This is a genomic window from Kosakonia sacchari SP1 (assembly GCF_000300455.3).
Taxonomy (GTDB): Bacteria; Pseudomonadota; Gammaproteobacteria; order Enterobacterales; family Enterobacteriaceae; genus Kosakonia; species Kosakonia sacchari.
In genome coordinates this window covers 566,180-583,759 of sequence record NZ_CP007215.2, presented here as the reverse complement: position 1 = coordinate 583,759, position 17,580 = coordinate 566,180, and the positions used below count along the sequence as shown (strand labels likewise).

At 53.4% G+C, this 17,580-nt stretch carries 16 protein-coding genes and 1 pseudogene; 11 read left to right on the top strand and 6 right to left on the bottom strand.

Features of this window, described 5'->3' with window-relative positions; all coding sequences use genetic code 11:
• Positions 1–25: 25 nt before the first annotated feature.
• The 4 genes from garK to C813_RS25805 all read right to left on the bottom strand — a co-directional run bounded on the left by garK (position 26) and on the right by C813_RS25805 (position 4,327).
• Positions 26–1,171 (bottom strand): glycerate 2-kinase, encoded by a 1,146-nt coding sequence (garK, locus tag C813_RS25820; RefSeq protein ID WP_017457389.1) that lies wholly within the window; start codon positions 1,169–1,171, stop codon positions 26–28.
• 103 nt (positions 1,172–1,274) lie between these two features.
• Positions 1,275–2,165: a 2-hydroxy-3-oxopropionate reductase gene (gene garR / locus C813_RS25815; RefSeq protein WP_017457388.1), complete on the bottom strand. Its 891-nt coding sequence runs from the start codon at positions 2,163–2,165 to the stop codon at positions 1,275–1,277.
• A gap of 31 nt (positions 2,166–2,196) precedes the next feature.
• Complete coding sequence (gene garL / locus C813_RS25810; protein ID WP_017457387.1) at positions 2,197–2,967, bottom strand: 2-dehydro-3-deoxyglucarate aldolase; 771 nt, start codon at positions 2,965–2,967, stop codon at positions 2,197–2,199.
• A 25-nt stretch (positions 2,968–2,992) separates the two neighbouring features.
• Complete coding sequence (locus tag C813_RS25805; RefSeq protein ID WP_017457386.1) at positions 2,993–4,327, bottom strand: MFS transporter; 1,335 nt, start codon at positions 4,325–4,327, stop codon at positions 2,993–2,995.
• Between the two features lie 422 nt (positions 4,328–4,749).
• On the opposite strand from C813_RS25805, the gene garD reads away from it, so the two are divergent.
• A complete protein-coding gene (garD, locus tag C813_RS25800; RefSeq protein ID WP_017457385.1) occupies positions 4,750–6,321 on the top strand; it encodes a galactarate dehydratase in 1,572 nt (523 codons plus the stop codon).
• A gap of 57 nt (positions 6,322–6,378) precedes the next feature.
• Here garD and C813_RS25795 read toward each other — a convergent pair whose 3' ends face one another.
• On the bottom strand, positions 6,379–7,188 hold the full coding sequence (locus C813_RS25795) for a DeoR family transcriptional regulator (RefSeq protein WP_017457384.1): 810 nt from the start codon (positions 7,186–7,188) through the stop codon (positions 6,379–6,381).
• Positions 7,189–7,435: 247 nt separating this feature from the next.
• Here C813_RS25795 and kbaZ point away from each other — a divergent pair, with 247 nt between their 5' ends.
• The 8 genes and pseudogenes from kbaZ to agaD all read left to right on the top strand — a co-directional run bounded on the left by kbaZ (position 7,436) and on the right by agaD (position 14,112).
• Positions 7,436–8,731: a tagatose-bisphosphate aldolase subunit KbaZ gene (gene kbaZ / locus C813_RS25790; protein ID WP_017457383.1), complete on the top strand. Its 1,296-nt coding sequence runs from the start codon at positions 7,436–7,438 to the stop codon at positions 8,729–8,731.
• A gap of 12 nt (positions 8,732–8,743) precedes the next feature.
• Positions 8,744–9,032: pseudogene (locus C813_RS46200) on the top strand (PTS sugar transporter subunit IIB).
• 89 nt (positions 9,033–9,121) lie between these two features.
• The gene (gene agaF / locus C813_RS25785; RefSeq protein WP_017457382.1) at positions 9,122–9,556 is read left to right on the top strand and encodes a PTS galactosamine/N-acetylgalactosamine transporter subunit IIA; all 435 of its coding nucleotides are present in this window, start codon (positions 9,122–9,124) and stop codon (positions 9,554–9,556) included.
• A gap of 314 nt (positions 9,557–9,870) precedes the next feature.
• Positions 9,871–11,025, top strand: a complete 1,155-nt coding sequence (locus C813_RS25780) for an SIS domain-containing protein (protein WP_017457381.1) — start codon at positions 9,871–9,873, stop codon at positions 11,023–11,025.
• Positions 11,025–11,885: a tagatose-bisphosphate aldolase subunit KbaY gene (gene kbaY / locus C813_RS25775; RefSeq protein ID WP_017457380.1), complete on the top strand. Its 861-nt coding sequence runs from the start codon at positions 11,025–11,027 to the stop codon at positions 11,883–11,885. Before C813_RS25780 ends, kbaY begins: the two co-directional genes overlap by 1 nt.
• 114 nt (positions 11,886–11,999) lie before the next feature.
• Positions 12,000–12,476: a PTS galactosamine transporter subunit IIB gene (gene agaB / locus C813_RS25770; protein WP_017457379.1), complete on the top strand. Its 477-nt coding sequence runs from the start codon at positions 12,000–12,002 to the stop codon at positions 12,474–12,476.
• 51 nt (positions 12,477–12,527) lie between these two features.
• Positions 12,528–13,331 (top strand): PTS galactosamine transporter subunit IIC, encoded by an 804-nt coding sequence (agaC, locus tag C813_RS25765; protein WP_017457378.1) that lies wholly within the window; start codon positions 12,528–12,530, stop codon positions 13,329–13,331.
• A complete protein-coding gene (gene agaD, locus C813_RS25760; protein WP_017457377.1) occupies positions 13,321–14,112 on the top strand; it encodes a PTS galactosamine transporter subunit IID in 792 nt (263 codons plus the stop codon). Before agaC ends, agaD begins: the two co-directional genes overlap by 11 nt.
• 44 nt (positions 14,113–14,156) lie before the next feature.
• Here agaD and rsmI read toward each other — a convergent pair whose 3' ends face one another.
• On the bottom strand, positions 14,157–15,017 hold the full coding sequence (gene rsmI / locus C813_RS25755; RefSeq protein WP_017457376.1) for a 16S rRNA (cytidine(1402)-2'-O)-methyltransferase: 861 nt from the start codon (positions 15,015–15,017) through the stop codon (positions 14,157–14,159).
• Positions 15,018–15,079: 62 nt separating this feature from the next.
• Here rsmI and C813_RS25750 point away from each other — a divergent pair, with 62 nt between their 5' ends.
• Both C813_RS25750 and C813_RS25745 read left to right on the top strand, forming a co-directional pair.
• Positions 15,080–17,218 (top strand): penicillin-binding protein activator, encoded by a 2,139-nt coding sequence (locus C813_RS25750; protein ID WP_017457375.1) that lies wholly within the window; start codon positions 15,080–15,082, stop codon positions 17,216–17,218.
• Complete coding sequence (locus C813_RS25745) at positions 17,176–17,571, top strand: YraN family protein (protein WP_017457374.1); 396 nt, start codon at positions 17,176–17,178, stop codon at positions 17,569–17,571. Before C813_RS25750 ends, C813_RS25745 begins: the two co-directional genes overlap by 43 nt.
• The last annotated feature ends 9 nt before the right edge of the window (positions 17,572–17,580 follow it).

Below are 17,580 nucleotides of genomic sequence, written 5' to 3'. Positions count from 1 at the left end.
AGTATAGAGGGTTTGCTTGCGCCTGTCACCCTTCCGTCAACATTCCCACTTGCAAGGTGGCGGCGATATTGCGCGACGCGCGATAAATATTGTCAAATGCGCCGCGAAACGCCTCTTCCAGCGTACCGATGCTGCTCAGCACGCTAAATACCGCGTCAATGCCGTACTGGTGAACCACGCCCACATCGCTGGTCAAACTCCCGGCGATACCGATCACCGGCTTGTGATATTTTTTGGCGACATGCGCCACGCCCACTGGCACTTTGCCGTGGATACTCTGGCTGTCGATGCGCCCTTCGCCGGTCACTACCAGTGTGCAATCGTGAATATGCTCTTCAAGATTGAGCGCCTGCGTCACAATCTCAATGCCGCTGCGCAATTCCGCGCCGAGAAAAGCCATCAATGCCGCGCCCATCCCGCCCGCTGCGCCGGAGCCAGGCACGTTTTTCACATCAACGCGCAATGATTTTTTAATGACATCGGCGAAATGGCTCAGGTTGCGATCCAGTTCGACAATCATTGCTTCCGTCGCCCCTTTTTGCGGGCCAAAAATGCGTGATGCGCCCTGCTCGCCGATCAGCGGATTAGTGACATCGCAGGCAACACGCAGCGTGCAATGCTGCAAACGCGGATCGAGCCCGGAAATATCAATGCCGTTCAGGCTTATCAGGCTACCGCCGCCGTAGCCGATTTCCGTCCCGTTCGCATCGGTCAGTTTCGCACCCAGCGCCTGCACCATACCCGCGCCGCCGTCGTTAGTCGCGCTACCGCCAATGCCAATAATAATCGTGGTCGCCCCCTGCTCCAGCGCGTGCAAAATAAGTTCCCCGGTGCCGCGCGAAGTGGTAATCAAAGGGTTACGTAATTCAGGTGGAACCAGCGCCAGCCCGCTCGCCGCCGCCATTTCAATAAACGCGGTTTTTCCGTCGCCAGACATCCCCCAGCAGGCTTCAACATGTTTACCCAGCGGGTCGGTGACGCGTGCGGTGTGCACCGTGCCATTTGTGGCGGCAATCATGGCTTCAACCGTACCTTCGCCACCATCCGCAACCGGAACGGAAACGTATTGAGCATCCGGGAAAATTTCCCGAAATCCTTTTTCTATCGCCTGCGCTACTTCAGTAGCTGAAAGGCTTTCTTTGTAAGAGTCTGGGGCGATTACGATTTTCATAGTTGTGAGCCTGATAGTGCCGCGCACTTCACCCTTCAGGCCAACAGCGGCCTGAAGAGGTGGATAAATAAGGAGTCAAGGGCGCAGTGCCGCGCCCTTCTTATTAACGAGTAACTTCGATCTTCGCCAGTTTCTCGTAGTAGCATGCCAGCGCGCTATGGTCGGCATTGCCCAGACCGTCGGCACGCAGCGCCTGCATCATCTCCATCACCGCAGCAGTCAGCGGCAGCTGCGCGCCCACGCCGTGCGAGGTATCCAGCGCGTTGGAGAGATCTTTGATGTGCAGATCAATACGGAAACCCGGTTTGAAATTGCGATCCATCACCATCGGCGCTTTCGCGTCCAGCACGGTGCTGCCCGCCAGACCACCGCGAATTGCCTGGTAGACCAGATCCGGGTTAACGCCCGCTTTGGTCGCCAGCGTCAGCGCTTCGGACATGGCGGCAATGTTCAGCGCCACGATCACCTGGTTTGCCAGTTTGGTCACGTTGCCCGCGCCGATATCACCGGTATGCACCACAGAACCCGCCATCGCTTTCAGCAGATCGTAATATTTGTCGAAAATCGCTTTGTCGCCGCCCACCATCACGGACAGTGTGCCGTCGATGGCTTTCGGTTCGCCGCCGCTCACCGGCGCGTCCAGCATGTCGATACCTTTCGCTTTCAGCGCGTCGCTGATTTCACGGCTCGCCAGCGGTGCGATAGAGCTCATGTCGATAAGCACAGTACCCGGTTTAGCGCCTTCGATGATGCCACCTTCGCCCAATGCCACCTCTTTTACGTGCGGGGAGTTCGGCAGCATGGTGATGATCACATCGCACTGCTCAGCAACAGCTTTCGCGCTGGTTACGGCTTCGGCGCCTGCGGCAATCACTTCAGCCACGGCGTCCTGGTTACGGTCCACGACCACCAGTGAGTAACCGGCTTTAATGAGGTTTTTACTCATTGGTTTACCCATGATCCCCAGGCCAATGAAACCAACTTTCATCGTCATAATTGCGTCTCTCTCTTTAATGGTGGTTTGATTATTTCTTAAAGGTGTCGGCCAGCTTCTGCGTGGCTGAGCGGAACACGCCAAGGTCGCTACCAACGGCCACCACGGTCGCGCCCCATTCAAGGTAGCGGCGTGCGTCGGCTTCAACCGGCGCCAGAATGCCGCTCGGTTTGTTGTGCGCTTTGGCGCGCGCAAAAATGTGTTGAATGGTGCGTTGTACTTCCGGGTGCGCTGCATTGCCGATGTAACCCAGCGTGGCCGCCAGATCACTCGGGCCAACAAACACGCCGTCTACACCGTCGGTCGCAAGGATTGCGTCGAGGTTATCCACGCCCGACTGGCTTTCGATCTGCACCAGAATCGAGATGTTGGCGTTGGACTGGCGGAAATAATCCGGCACGGTGCCGAACATATTGGCGCGGTGCGAAACAGAGACACCGCGAATGCCTTCCGGCGGATAACGGGTTGCCGCCACAGCGTTCACCGCTTCTTCTTCGGTTTCGACGAATGGGATCAGGAAGTTATAGAAACCGATGTCCAGCAGGCGCTTGATCACAACCGGATCGTTGGTCGGAACCCGCACCACCGGCGCGCTAACGCTGCCCTTTAATGCCATTAATTGCGGTACAAAAGTGAGCACGTCGTTTGGGGCGTGTTCGCCGTCCAGCAGCAGCCAGTCAAAGCCCGCCAGACCCAGAACTTCAGTGCTGATATGACTACCCAGCGCAGACCAACAACCGATTTGAATCTGTTGGGCCGCCAGAGCGGCCTTGAATTTGTTTGGGAAGATATCGTTATTCATCTTTTGTACCTTAATGAGTTGTTGCTTATTTCTTCAGTTCCATACGTTTGATGTCGCCAACCACGAACAGATAGCAGACCATCATCATCAGCGCTGAACAGCCTACGAACACCAACGCACCGTTGAAAGAATGCAACTCTTTAACCATGTATCCGATCACCAGCGGCGTCACGATAGAAGCCACGTTACCGAATACGTTGAATACGCCACCGCACAGACCCACGATCTCTTTCGGCGCGACATCGGAAATCACCGGCCAGCCCAGCGCGCCAAAACCTTTCCCGAAGAACGCCAGCGCCATCAGTGCAACAACCAGTGCAGTGTTATCGGTGTAGTTACACAGAATGATGCTTGAAGCCAGTAACATGCCGACCACAATAGGGAATTTACGCGCTACGGTCAGCGAAGAACCGCGCTTAATCAGGTAATCAGAGAAAAATCCGCCCAGCACGCCACCGGCAAAACCGCAAAGCGCCGGAATGGAGGCAACAAACCCGACCTTGAGGATCGACATGCCTTTTTCCTGTACCAGATAAATCGGGAACCAGGTCAGGAAGAACCAGGTAATCGTGTTCAGGAAGTACTGACCAAAAAACACGCCAAGCATCATGCGGTTGCACAGCAGTTGCTTGATGTAATCCATTTTAGGACCGGCATTTTTACTGTCGTCCGTTTTTTTGTGGTCCATATCCACGACCGCGCCATTTTGCTCGATGTACTCCAGCTCTTCGCGGGACATACGCGGATGGTCAGTTGGGTTGTGGACAAATTTCACCCAGGCGAAGGTCAACACAAAACCGATCACGCCCATTACGGTAAACACATGTTCCCAGCCCCAGGCGAAAGTCAGCCAGCCCAGCAGCGGAGAGAACAGCGCCAGAGAAAAATACTGCGCGGAGTTAAAAATCGCAGAGGCCGTACCGCGTTCTTTCGCCGGGAACCAGGCCGCAACAATGCGGGCGTTCGCAGGGAACGAAGGCGCTTCTGAGAAACCGAGCATAAAACGCATGAAAAACATCGAAATCCCGGCCCAGGCGATCGGGAAAACATCAACAAAGCCTTGCAGGAAGGTGAAGAGCGACCAGAAAAAGAGGCTGTATGTGTAGACTTTTTTAGAGCCGAAGCGGTCAAGCAGCCAGCCGCCAGGGATTTGCATCAGCAGGTACGCCCAACCGAATGCCGAAAAAATGTAGCCCATCGAGACAGAATCAAGTTGCAGCTCTTTCGCCACCTCTGTCCCGGCAATGGACAACGTAGCGCGGTCGGCATAATTCACAGCAGTAACAATAAATATAATCAGCAAAATTAAATAACGGGTGGGTAAGCCCCGTTTTGTTTCAACGGCATGTTCAACAGTCATTTTAATTTCCTCTGGTACCGCTAACTTTAAAATATAATTATTGTGATGTTTCTTATCTGATTTTATTTAAGCACCCGAAACTAATATCAGATAATTGGCACTTCGATTTTATTAGCACTCAGTATAATCAGCGCCATGATGTCATACACTGGAGGGTTGCTCAATTTTAACCTTTTACAAAAAGAATATTTTGAGCATATGCACATACGCCTGGGCGCTAATGCACAGATCTTGCATTAGACAGCCCCGCCAGGCGGGAGATCACAATAATAAGTGATGCAGATCACATTTTATTATTTAAACTCCTGACATTCTTATTTCAGCAAATGAGATTTTTATTTCTGATATTAATTACAGAATAAAGAATGGTTCCTCTTTTTATTGAGTAATGCATCGTACAGTTAGCTGGAGATTACTTAACAATGTCCGACATTGAAATTAGACAGCAACCGCCAGGGGCGTTTTATATTAAGGTACACGACACGGATAATGTCGCGATCATCGTTAATGACAATGGCTTAAAAGCGGGAACCCGTTTTCCGGATGGACTTGAGCTTATTGAACATATTCCGCAAGGCCATAAAGTGGCGCTGGTCGATATTCCCCAGCACGGTGAAATCGTACGTTACGGCGAAGTCATTGGTTACGCTGTACGCGACATTGCACGCGGTAGCTGGATTGATGAATCCATGGTCGAGCTGCCGAAAGCACCGCCGCTGAATACGCTGCCGCTGGCGACCAAAGTCCCTGAACCGCTGCCGCCGCTGGAAGGTTACACCTTTGAAGGTTACCGCAATGCGGACGGCAGCGTCGGTACCAAAAACCTGCTGGGCATCACCACCAGCGTGCATTGCGTGGCGGGCGTTGTCGATTATGTCGTGAAGATTATCGAACGCGATCTACTGCCGAAATACCCGAATGTGGATGGTGTGGTTGGTCTGAACCACCTGTATGGCTGCGGCGTGGCGATTAACGCGCCGGCTGCAGTGATCCCCATTCGTACTATTCACAACCTCGCGCTGAACCCAAATTTCGGTGGTGAAGTGATGGTAATTGGCCTTGGTTGTGAAAAATTACAGCCGGAACGTCTGCTGCAAGGCACCGAAGATGTGCAGGCCATTCCGGTCGACAGCGCCAGCATCGTGCGTTTGCAGGATGAGCACCATGTCGGTTTCCGCTCGATGGTGGACGACATTCTGCAAGTAGCTGAACGCCACCTGGTGAAGCTCAATCAGCGCAAACGTGAAACCTGCCCGGCCTCCGAACTGGTTGTCGGCATGCAGTGCGGCGGCAGCGATGCATTCTCCGGCGTTACTGCTAACCCAGCGGTTGGCTTTGCATCTGACCTGATTATTCGCTGCGGCGGCACGGTGATGTTCTCTGAAGTGACCGAAGTACGCGATGCGATCCACTTACTGACGCCGCGCGCCATTAACGAAGAAGTGGGCAAACGTCTGCTAGAAGAGATGGCCTGGTACGATAACTATCTCGATATGGGCAAAACCGACCGCAGCGCCAACCCCTCCCCGGGGAACAAAAAAGGCGGTCTGGCGAATGTGGTCGAGAAAGCGCTGGGTTCAATTGCGAAATCCGGTAAGAGCGCCATTTCTGAAGTGCTCTCTCCCGGTCAGCGCCCAACCAAACGCGGCCTGATTTACGCGGCAACACCGGCGAGTGACTTCGTGTGTGGTACTCAACAGGTCTCTTCCGGGATTACATTGCAGGTCTTCACCACTGGTCGCGGTACGCCTTACGGCCTGGTTGCGGTACCGGTGATTAAGATGGCAACGCGTACCGAACTGGCGAACCGCTGGTATGACTTAATGGATATTAACGCCGGGACGATCGCCACGGGCGAAGAGACGATTGAGGATGTGGGCTGGAAGCTGTTCCATTTCATCCTGGATGTCGCCAGCGGACGTAAGAAAACCTTCTCGGATCAGTGGGGCCTGCACAACCAACTGGCAGTGTTTAACCCGGCTCCGGTGACCTGATTTTTATAAGAAAGCAGTAAACCTCAACCTTTAAGCATGGCTTCGGCCATGCTTTTTTTATTGTTTCACCAGCAGCACGTCGATACCGCTTTTCTGCAACCCATGCAGGCTTTCCACCGGAATACCTTCATCCGTAATGATCATATCAATGCGTTGCGTGTCGATAATTTTGTGCAAACTCAAACGGTTAAACTTGCTGGAATCGGTTACGACAATAATGCGCTCTGCGACTTCGCACATCCGTCGGTTCAGCCGCGCCTCATCTTCGTTATGCGTACTGACGCCGCGTTCGAGATCGATGGCATCGACACCGAGAAAAAGGATGTCGAAATGGTAATTCTGTAGTGATTGCTCCGCCTGATCGCCATAGAAAGACTGCGACTGACGGCGCAAGTGCCCTCCAGTCATCAGCAACTCGACCCCTTCAGCATCGAGCAATGCATTCGCGACGTTCATTCCATTCGTCATCACAATGACATCCTGGTGTTGCTTCATCATGCGCGCAATTTCATACGTCGTGGTTCCCGAGTCGAGAATAACCCGATGCCCTGGCTTGATCATGTCCGCGGCCGCCAGCGCGATCCCCCGTTTCAGCCCGGTATTTAAGGCGCTTTTATCTTCAACAGAAGGCTCGGTTGCCGGTGCGTTGCCGTCACAGATCAGCGCCCCGCCATACGCGCGCACGGCAATTCCCTGTTTTTCCAGGAAAGCGAGATCGTTGCGGATTGTGACAGTGGATACGCCAAAAAGAGTAGATAAATCATTAACCTGTACGCTTCCCTGCTGCCGTAGCCGCTGGATGATCTGCTCACGCCTTTCGCTCGTACCAATGGTGCGCTTTTCGGGTGAGGAACTGATGCTGGCCATAAGAAATCCTTTATCTGAACTTTCGTTTCATTTCGATTTACTTATTAAACCTGACTTCATAAGGAATGCAAGCGTGAAATGGAAAGCTGCTCCCGGAAAGCGCCGGCAAGAACCTTTCATTATGTTTGTTTTGTGAAACAGATCGGAAAAGCATTATCTTTCATTTTATTTTTAAGAGAACATCCATCAGGATAAAAGGAAATAAAACGAAAGAATAAAACCTGAAGACGCTAAAAAGGAGAGGAAAGTGAAACATCTTACCGCGCTGATAAAGCACCACAAAGAGGGCGACAAGAAAGGGATCTACGCCGTTTGTTCTGCCCATCCGCTGGTGCTTGAAGCCGCCATCCGATTTACCGCCGCTCATCACCACCCCTTACTCATTGAGGCGACATCCAATCAGGTCGATCAATTTGGCGGCTACACCGGCATGACACCGGCGCAGTTTCACGCTTTCGTTTGCCAGCTTGCCGATAAGCTGAACTTCCCACGCGCGCAGTTGATTTTGGGGGGCGATCATCTTGGCCCTAATCGCTGGCAAACGTTACCCGCATCCGACGCCATGTCGCATGCTGAAGAGCTGATTAAACATTACGTCACGGCGGGTTTCAAAAAAATCCATCTCGACTGCAGCATGTCGTGCGCCGACGACCCCACGCCGCTTACCGATGAGATTGTCGCGGCACGCGCCGCAAGGCTGGCGCAGGTGGCCGAAGCGGCCTGTATCGAACAATCGGGCAAAAGTGATTTGGTTTACGTCATCGGTACTGAAGTTCCCGTCCCTGGTGGTGCCCATGAAACGCTGACCGAGCTTGCCGTGACCTCACCCGATGCTGCACGCGCCACGTTACAGGCGCATCGCATCGCGTTTGAACACCTGGGGCTAAGCAACATCTGGCCACGCATCATCGCGCTGGTGGTCCAGCCTGGCGTTGAATTTGATAACAGCCATGTCGTGGATTACCAGCCACAAAAAGCCAGCGCCCTGAGCAAAATGGTTGAAGATCAGCCGACACTGGTATTTGAAGCCCACTCCACGGATTACCAGACGCCGCAGGCATTGCGTCAGTTGGTTCACGATCACTTTGCTATTTTGAAAGTCGGCCCGGCGCTCACTTTCGCCCTGCGCGAAGCGCTGTTCGCCCTGGCGGCTATTGAAGAGGAGCTGCTTCCCGCGCGCGCCTGTTCCGATCTTCGCCACGTGCTGGAAAATGTCATGCTCGACCGTCCTGAGTACTGGCAAAGCCATTATCACGGTGACAACCACGCCCGCCGCCTGGCGCGAGATTATAGCTATTCAGACCGCGTGCGTTACTACTGGCCGGATAGCCAGGTTGATGAATCTTACGCACGACTGGTGCGCAACCTGGCCGACCAGGCCATTCCACTTCCGCTCATCAGCCAGTACCTGCCGCTCCAGTACGCCAGAGTGCGTGAGCACAGGCTGAGCGCAACGCCCAACGCGCTGATTATTGATCACATCCAGGACGTGCTGCGTCAGTACCACGCCGCCTGTCAGGGCGTTTCTTCAGATAACCATTAACAGGAAAACGCTATGTCAAACATCGTGTTAAGCCGTATTGATGAACGCTTAATCCACCGCCAGGTTGGGGGTGCAGTGGGTTGGGTTTGCCGGGGCGAACCTGGTACGGGTGGCTAACGATCCAGTACAGCAAAATTTGATGGAAATGGTGCGCTTCTGGTCGCTGTAAAAGCAGATCGTCAAAACAGTCTGTCGACGCCTGCGACATTACGGCGTTCAATGTATTGCAAGCCAACGGCGTTGAGTGCAGCTACAAAGTGTACCGACAGAACTCGCACTGGATATCTTCACACTACATTGAGGCATTTTTATGGAAATCAGCTTGTTACAGTCTGTCTCGCTGGCTATTGTCGGTAAATTTGCACACTTTCTCTGAAGTAAGGAGTCACGATGCTGGGAATTATTCTTTGTGGACACGGTGGTTTCGCCAGTGGAATGGCAAGGGCAATGACGCAAATTCTGGGTGAGCAGTCGCAATTTATTGCTATCGATTTTCCGGAAACATCAACAACCGCCTTGCTGACAGAACAACTCGAAGAGGCGGTTAACACGCTAAGTGGCAACGAGGGAGTGGTGTTTCTCACCGATCTACTGGGCGGTACGCCATTTCGTGTCGCGTCCACTTTAGCCATGCAGCAACCGAACCGTGAAGTCATTACCGGCACCAACCTGCAACTGCTGCTGGAAATGGCACTTGAACGGGATGAACTAAGCTGTGAAGCGTTTCGCGCACAAGCGCTTGAGTGCGGCCATCGTGGCCTGACAAGCCTCGCCGATGAGCTGGGGCGTTGCCGCGACGAACAACAGATTGAAGAAGGGATCTGACAGATGAGATCACGATCAATGCACTAGCCCGACTCCCCTTTTGTAATCCTTTTCCCGGTCTGTTATTTGGGCATGGCGCTTATCACGCCATGCCTTTTCTTTCGCTTTCACTTTTCAGCACCCTTTCTTTTGTTTATTTAAATTTCACTTCCTTTGCTTTAATGATCACAATTTTCGATTTATTGCCATTTTTGCATTGATCTTTGACTTAACTTTCGTTACGTTTCATTTAACGAAAAATATATTCAATGAAACGAAATGAAAGGTTTCTTTCCTGCTCACTTTCGTGACCGTGCATGACTAAGGAATACGCTATGAGTGAAATGCTTTCCGGGCGAACAACTACGTCAACCTGGACCGAACAAGAGATTCGTCAGCAACCGGCGTGCTGGATTGCCTCGCTTGAGAATATCGATCGCCAGCACGATGAGATTGATGCATTTTTGCAGCCCGTTTTATCCATACCAAATCTTAAAATTATTCTTACAGGCGCAGGGACTTCCGCCTTTATTGGCGACATTATTGGCCCCTGGCTTGCACGCCACACCGGGAAAAATATTACCGCAGTACCGACCACCGACCTGGTCACCAACCCTGTGGACTACCTGCAGGAAACGCAACCGACTCTGCTGGTCTCCTTCGGGCGCTCTGGTAACAGCCCGGAAAGTGTCGCGGCCGTTAACCTGGCAGACCAGCTCGTCAGGCAGTGTTATCACCTTGCGATCACCTGCAACGAAGCCGGTGCGCTGTACCAGAATGCTGAGGCCAGCCGCCATGCCAAGGCGCTGTTGATGCCTGCCGAAACGCACGATCGCGGCTTTGCCATGACCAGCAGCATCACCACCATGATGGCAAGCTGCCTTGCCCTCTTCGCACCCGATGTCATTAGCACAGCGCGTTTTCGTGATGTTGCCGCACGCTGCCAGCAAATCATTCACTCGCTCGGGGATTTCTCCGCTGGTGTATTTGGGGATTTACCCTTCAAACGCATTGTCTATCTCGGTAGCGGTGGGTTGCAGGGCGTAGCGAGAGAATCGGCGCTCAAAGTGCTGGAATTAACCGCCGGCAAACTGGTTGCCTTCTACGATTCCCCTACTGGCTTTCGCCACGGCCCCAAATCGCTGATTGATAACGAAACGCTGGTTGTTGTGTTTATGTCTAGCCACCCTTACACACGCCTCTACGATCGCGATCTGCTGGCAGAGCTTCACCGAGAAAACCAGGCACTGCGCATTGTCTCTATCAGTGCATCACCAGAGCACGCGCTCCCAGCAGACGCACAGATTACGCTGCCCCCTGCCCGCGAATTTCTGGATGTCGAGCAGGTATTTTGTTTCCTGATGTACGCGCAGGTATTTGCCCTCACTCAGTCGATAAAAGCCGGGATCACGCCGGATACCCCGTCCCAGAGCGGAACGGTTAACCGGGTGGTGCAAGGCGTCATCATTCATCCGTGGCAGGAGGCATAATGAGCATTATCTCGACCAAATATCTTTTGCAGGACGCGCAGGCGAAAGGCTACGCCATCCCGGCGTTCAATATCCATAATGCAGAGACCATTCAGGCCATCCTTGAAGTTTGCCAGGAGATGCGTTCACCGGTGATCCTTGCCGGTACCCCTGGCACTTATAAACACATCGCCATCGAAGAGATCTATGCGCTGTGTGACGCTTACTCTGCCAGTTATCACATGCCTGTGGCACTCCATTTGGACCATCACGAATCGCTGGATGATATCCGCCGCAAGGTCAATATCGGCGTACGCAGCGCCATGATCGACGGCAGCCATCTCCCTTTTGACGACAATGTCCGGCTGGTTAAATCCGTGGTCGATTTTTGTCATAGCCAGGATTGCAGCGTCGAAGCGGAACTAGGGCGCCTTGGTGGCATGGAAGACGACATGAGTGTGGACGAGGAAAGCGCTTTTCTGACGTCACCACAGGATGCAAGACGCTTCGTCGAATTAACCGGCGTTGACAGCCTCGCCGTCGCGATTGGTACGGCGCACGGCCTGTATACGAAACCGCCGAAGCTCGACTTTCAGCGACTTGCCGCTATTCGTAACGTGGTGGATGTTCCTCTGGTGCTGCACGGTGCCAGTGATGTTCCCGACGAATTTGTCCGCCGGGCGATTGAATTAGGTATTTGCAAGGTCAATGTCGCGACGGAGCTGAAAATCGCTTTCGCCGCGGCGGTGAGAAAATGGTTTGACGAGAACCCTGACGGTAACGATCCGCGTTACTACATGCGGGTCGGTATGGATGCGATGAAAGACGTTGTGAGAAGTAAGGTCACGGTCTGCGGTTCTGCCGACAAGCTGGAGAAGTAAGGAACTATTTTGGGCGCACTGACGCAGCCTTTACGTCATTACCATGTTGAAAGCATTACTGGAATAAATATTACAAAGGAACATATCCGTATTAATTAATGACAGGACAATAAGATGAGCTCACCGAATATTTTACTAACACGTATCGATAACCGTCTCGTCCATGGACAGGTGGGCGTTACCTGGACGTCGGCTATCGGTGCCAATTTGCTTGTCGTCGTAGACGATGACGTCGCAAAAGATACCTTGCAGCAAAAACTGATGGGCATAACAGCAGAAACCTATGGCTTTGGTATCCGCTTCTTTTCGCTCGAAAAGACAATAAATATTCTCGATAAGGCTGCGCCTCATCAAAAAATTTTCCTCATCTGCCGCACGCCAGAAACGGTACGAAAACTGATTGAAGGTGGCGTGAAACTTCACGACGTCAACGTCGGCAATATGCATTTTTCTGCGGGGAAAAAACAGATAAGCAGCAAAGTCTATGTCAATGAACAGGACCTGGACGATCTGCGTTTTATCAAACATCACGGGGCCCATATTTTCATTCAGGATGTTCCCGGCGATACAAAAACCGATATTCCCGACTGAGCTTTTTGTCGGCCAACGATGGTAAGCAACGCTCTCTGATGAGGCTGAAAAATGCATGAAATAACGCTAATACAGGGATTATCCCTGGCAGCTCTGGTTTTTATTCTCGGTATTGATTTCTGGCTGGAAGCATTATTCCTGTTCAGACCAATCATTGTTTGTACCCTGACAGGCGCGATCCTCGGGGACATTCATATCGGGTTAATCACCGGCGGCTTAACCGAACTCGCCTTTGCAGGCTTAACCCCGGCGGGCGGTGTACAACCGCCAAACCCGATTATGGCGGGCGTAATGACGACGGTCATCGCGTGGTCCACGGGTGTCGACGCCAAAACGGCAATCGGTCTTGGGCTGCCGTTTAGCCTGTTAATGCAGTACATCATTCTGTTCTTCTACTCCGCTTTTTCGTTATTTATGTCGAAAGCGGATAACTACGCCAGCACGGGTGATACCCGGGCCTTTGCGCGCCTTAACTGGCTCACCACGCTGATTGTCGCCTGTTCATACGCCATTATCGCGTTTCTGTGTACCTACATGGCACAGGGCGCAATGCAGGCGCTGGTGAAGGCAATGCCTGGCTGGCTGACACACGGCTTTGAAGTGGCGGGCGGCATTTTGCCAGCGGTCGGTTTCGGCTTGCTCTTACGCGTCATGTTTAAAGCGCAATACATTCCCTACCTGATCGCCGGGTTTCTGTTCGTCTGTTATATCCAGGTCAGCAACCTGCTGCCGGTTGCCGTTTTAGGTGCCGGTTTCGCAGTCTATGAATTCTTCAATGCGCGGGCGAAAAACCAGTCTCAACCGCAGGCAGAAAGCAACCCCAGCGATAAAGAGGATTACAGCAATGGCATCTGAAATCAGTAAGAAAGATATTACCCGGTTAGGTTTCCGTTCGTCCGTGCTGCAAGCCAGTTTTAACTATGAAAGGATGCAGGCTGGCGGTTTTACCTGGGCGATGCTGCCGCTTTTGAAAAAGATTTATAAGGATGATAAAGACGGCTTAAGCGCGGCAATGAAAGACCATCTGGAATTTATTAATACCCACCCCAACCTGGTTGGTTTTTTGATGGGGCTGCTTATCTCAATGGAAGAGAAAGGAGAAAACCGCAGCACCATTAAGGGGCTAAAAGTGGCGCTGTTTGGCCCCATTGCAGGGATTGGTGATGCCATCTTCTGGTTTACGCTGTTACCGATTATGGCGGGTATCTGTTCCTCTTTTGCCAGCCAGGGCAACCTGCTTGGCCCGATACTTTTCTTCGCAGTCTACCTGGCGATTTTCTTTTTGCGCGTCGGCTGGACACACGTCGGTTACTCAGTGGGCGTTAAAGCGATTGATAAAGTGCGGGAAAACTCACAAATGATCGCAAGGTCGGCGACAATTCTGGGGATTACCGTTATCGGTGGCCTGATTGCCTCGTATGTGCATATCAATGTGATCACCACCTTCCCCATTGATGAAACACACAGCGTCGCGCTACAAAAAGACTTTTTTGACAAAGTGTTCCCAAACATTTTGCCAATGGGGTATACGCTGTTGATGTATTACCTGCTGCGTGCGAAAAAGACTCACCCGGTAGTGCTGATTGCGGTGACATTTGTGCTGTCCATTATTGCCTCAGCGTTGGGTATTCTCTGACAGAGCCGGGGCGCAAAGCGACTGCGCCCCGCTCATAATGCGGCTTACTCTTGCTGTTCCAGCGCGTACTTATACAGGGCGTTTTTCTTCACGCCGTGGATTTCTGCCGCCAGCGCGGCCGCTTTTTTCAGCGGCAGCTCGGTTTGCAGTAACGCCAGCGTGCGCAACGCATCGGCGGGCAACTCATCTTCCTGCGCCTTGTGCCCTTCGACAATCAGCACCATCTCGCCTTTACGGCGGTTCTCATCCTCTTTTACCCATGCCAGCAACTCGCCCACCGGCGCACCCTGAATGGTTTCCCAGGTTTTGGTCAGCTCGCGCGCCAGTACCACGTAACGGGATCCACCCCACACGGCGACCATATCTTCCAGGCTTTCCAGCAGGCGGTGCGTGGATTCATAAAAAATCAGCGTACGGCTTTCGGTTTCCAGCGCTTTGAGCGTATCGCGACGCCCTTTCGATTTGGCTGGCAGAAAACCTTCGTAACAGAAACGATCCGATGGCAGCCCGGCGGCGCTTAACGCAGCAATGGCCGCGCACGGCCCCGGTAGCGGCACCACACGGATACCAGCCTCGCGACAGGTGCGCACCAGGTGGTAGCCCGGATCATTAATCAGCGGCGTTCCGGCGTCGGAGACCAGCGCAATGTTCTGCCCCTCTTTTAATTTCGCCACCAGCGTTTCGGCTTTTTGCTGTTCATTATGGTCATGCAGCGCAAACAAACGGGCATTAATGGCGAAGTGCTGGAGCAATAAACCGGTGTGGCGGGTGTCTTCAGCGGCAATTAAATCAACGCTTTGTAACACGTTAAGCGCGCGCTGCGTAATATCAGCCAAATTCCCGATAGGAGTAGGTACAATAAAGAGCTGACCTTGAGAATTCTCCGCCGATTCGTGTTGTTTCATTGTTTCATCCGTATTGCCGATTTAATATTGAGCATTGCGTAAAAATTATCACTGGATACAGTATGCTACCGTCAAGATTTCTACGTTCGAAAGCCACGCGCTGCCTGCCTGTGGTGCTCGCTGCCCTGCTGTTTGCAGGCTGCGGCACGCAATCGACAGACCAGAGCGCCTCGCATATGCAGGGCGAAGCCCAGGCCGATTCTGGCTATTACCTGCAGCAGATGCAGCAAAGCACAGATGATAGCAAGACCAACTGGCAATTACTCGCCATTCGTGCACTGCTGAAAGAGGGAAAAACCCAGCAGGCCAGCGAACTGTTTGCCCAGTTGCCGCAGGATCTGAGCGATAACCAGCGCAAAGAACGCACGTTGCTCGCTGCCGAAATGAAACTGGCGCAGAAGGATTTTGCCGGTGCGAAAGCGCAACTCAACGAGCTCGATCCCGCCGATCTTGAGCAAAACCAGCAAGCGCGTTACTGGCAAATTGGCATTTCCGCCTCGCAAGGCAAGCCTTCTCTGACGCTGCTGCGCGCGCTCATTGCCCAGCAACCGCTGTTGAGTAAACCAGAAGAGAAGCAGAAAAACATCGACGCCACCTGGCAAGCGCTGGCCTCCATGACGCAAGATCAAGCCAGAGCGCTGGTGATCAACGCCGATGAAGTGACGCTGCAAGGCTGGCTCGACCTGCAACGCATGTGGTTCGACAACCGCAACGATCCCAATATGCTGAAAGCGGGCATTACCGACTGGCAAACGCGCTACCCGCAAAACCCGGCGGCGAAAATGCTGCCAACCCAGCTTTCGAACCTGCAAAACTTTAAACCGGCATCGACTAACAAGATTGCCCTGCTGTTGCCGTTAAACGGCCAGGCATCGGTATTTAGCCGCGCTATCCAGCAAGGTTTTGAAGCGGCGAAAAACGGCATTGCTCCGGTTTCCGGCCCGGCGGTTCCGCAGCAAGTTGCGCAGGCCGCCACCGCAGCCGTTGTCAGCCCAGCAGACGCCAACGTGAATGATCTGACTAACGCCCCGGCGCAGCAAAATGCGGCTGCACCGGATGCACAACAAGCGCAAGCGCCGGATAGTGCAGCGCAAAGTGACGCAGCAACAACGAATTCCGCCGCCACTGCTCAGCAGGATCCGGCAGCCACAACGCCCGCTCAGCCGACCGACGCCAATGCGACGCAACCGGTCGCCGCACCTGCGGTTGCAGGCACGCCAGCGAACCCCGGTGCTGAGCTGAAAGTATACGATACCAGCGCGCAGCCGATGGATCAGATCCTCAACCAGGTTCAGCAGGACGGCGCCAGCATCGTGGTTGGCCCGCTGCTAAAAAACAACGTTGAAGAGCTGATGCGCAGCAACACGTCACTGAACGTGCTGGCGCTCAACCAGCCGGAACATGTCGAAAACCGTGCCAACATTTGCTACTTCGCCCTCTCGCCAGAGGATGAAGCTCACGATGCTGCGCGCCATATTTTTGAGCAGGGCCGTCATGCGCCGCTGCTGTTGGTGCCACGTAGCGCGTTGGGTGAACGCGTTAGTACCGCGTTTGCCGATGAGTGGAAAAAACTGGGCGGCGGCGTTGTGCTGGCGCAGAAATTTGGCTCCACCGCTGAACTGCGTATGGGGCTGAACGGTCGCTCTGGCATCGCCCTGACCGGTAGCCCGGTTGCCTCCAGCCTGCCACAGCAGCCAGGCGTGACGGTTGGCGGTCTGAATATTCCGGCTCCGCCGACGGATGCGCAAATTAGCGGTAGCGGCAGCGTTGACGCGGTGTATATCGTTGCCACACAGGATGAAATCGCGCTGATTAAACCGATGATCACCCTGCGGACCGGCAGCCAGAGCGGCGTGATGCTGTACGCCAGCTCACGCAGTGCGCAGGGCGGCGCCGGTCCGGATTTCCGCCTTGAAATGGAAGGCTTGCAATTCAACGAAATTCCGATGCTTGCCGGGGCAAACCCGTCGCTGATGCAGCAAGCGCTGAAAAGCGTGAATAACGACTACTCGCTGGCGCGTCTGTACGCGATGGGCGCGGATGCCTGGTCGCTGGCGAATAACTTCTCGCAAATGCGTCAGGTGCCGGGTTTCGAGCTGAACGGCAATACTGGCGATTTAACGGCTACACAGGATTGCGTGATCAACAGGAAGTTGTCATGGCTCAAATACCAACAGGGGCAAATCGTCCCGGCGAATTAAGCCGTAAGCAGACTGGCGACGTATGGGAAGCGAAAGCGCGTCGCCTGCTGGAAAGCAAAGGACTGCACTTTATCGCCGCCAATGTGCGCGAGCGCGGCGGCGAAATCGATCTGATAATGCGACACGGCAAGACGACCGTGTTTATTGAAGTGCGCTATCGAAAGTCGGCGCGTTTTGGCGGTGCAGCAAGCAGCGTCACCCGCGCCAAGCAAGCCAAACTGCTGCATACCGCGCGTTTATGGCTGGCCCGGCACAATGGGAGTTTTGACACTGTGGATTGCCGGTTTGATGTGGTAGCCTTCACCGAAAATGATGTTGAGTGGATACCCAACGCCTTTAACGACCACTCATGATTGCTCAAT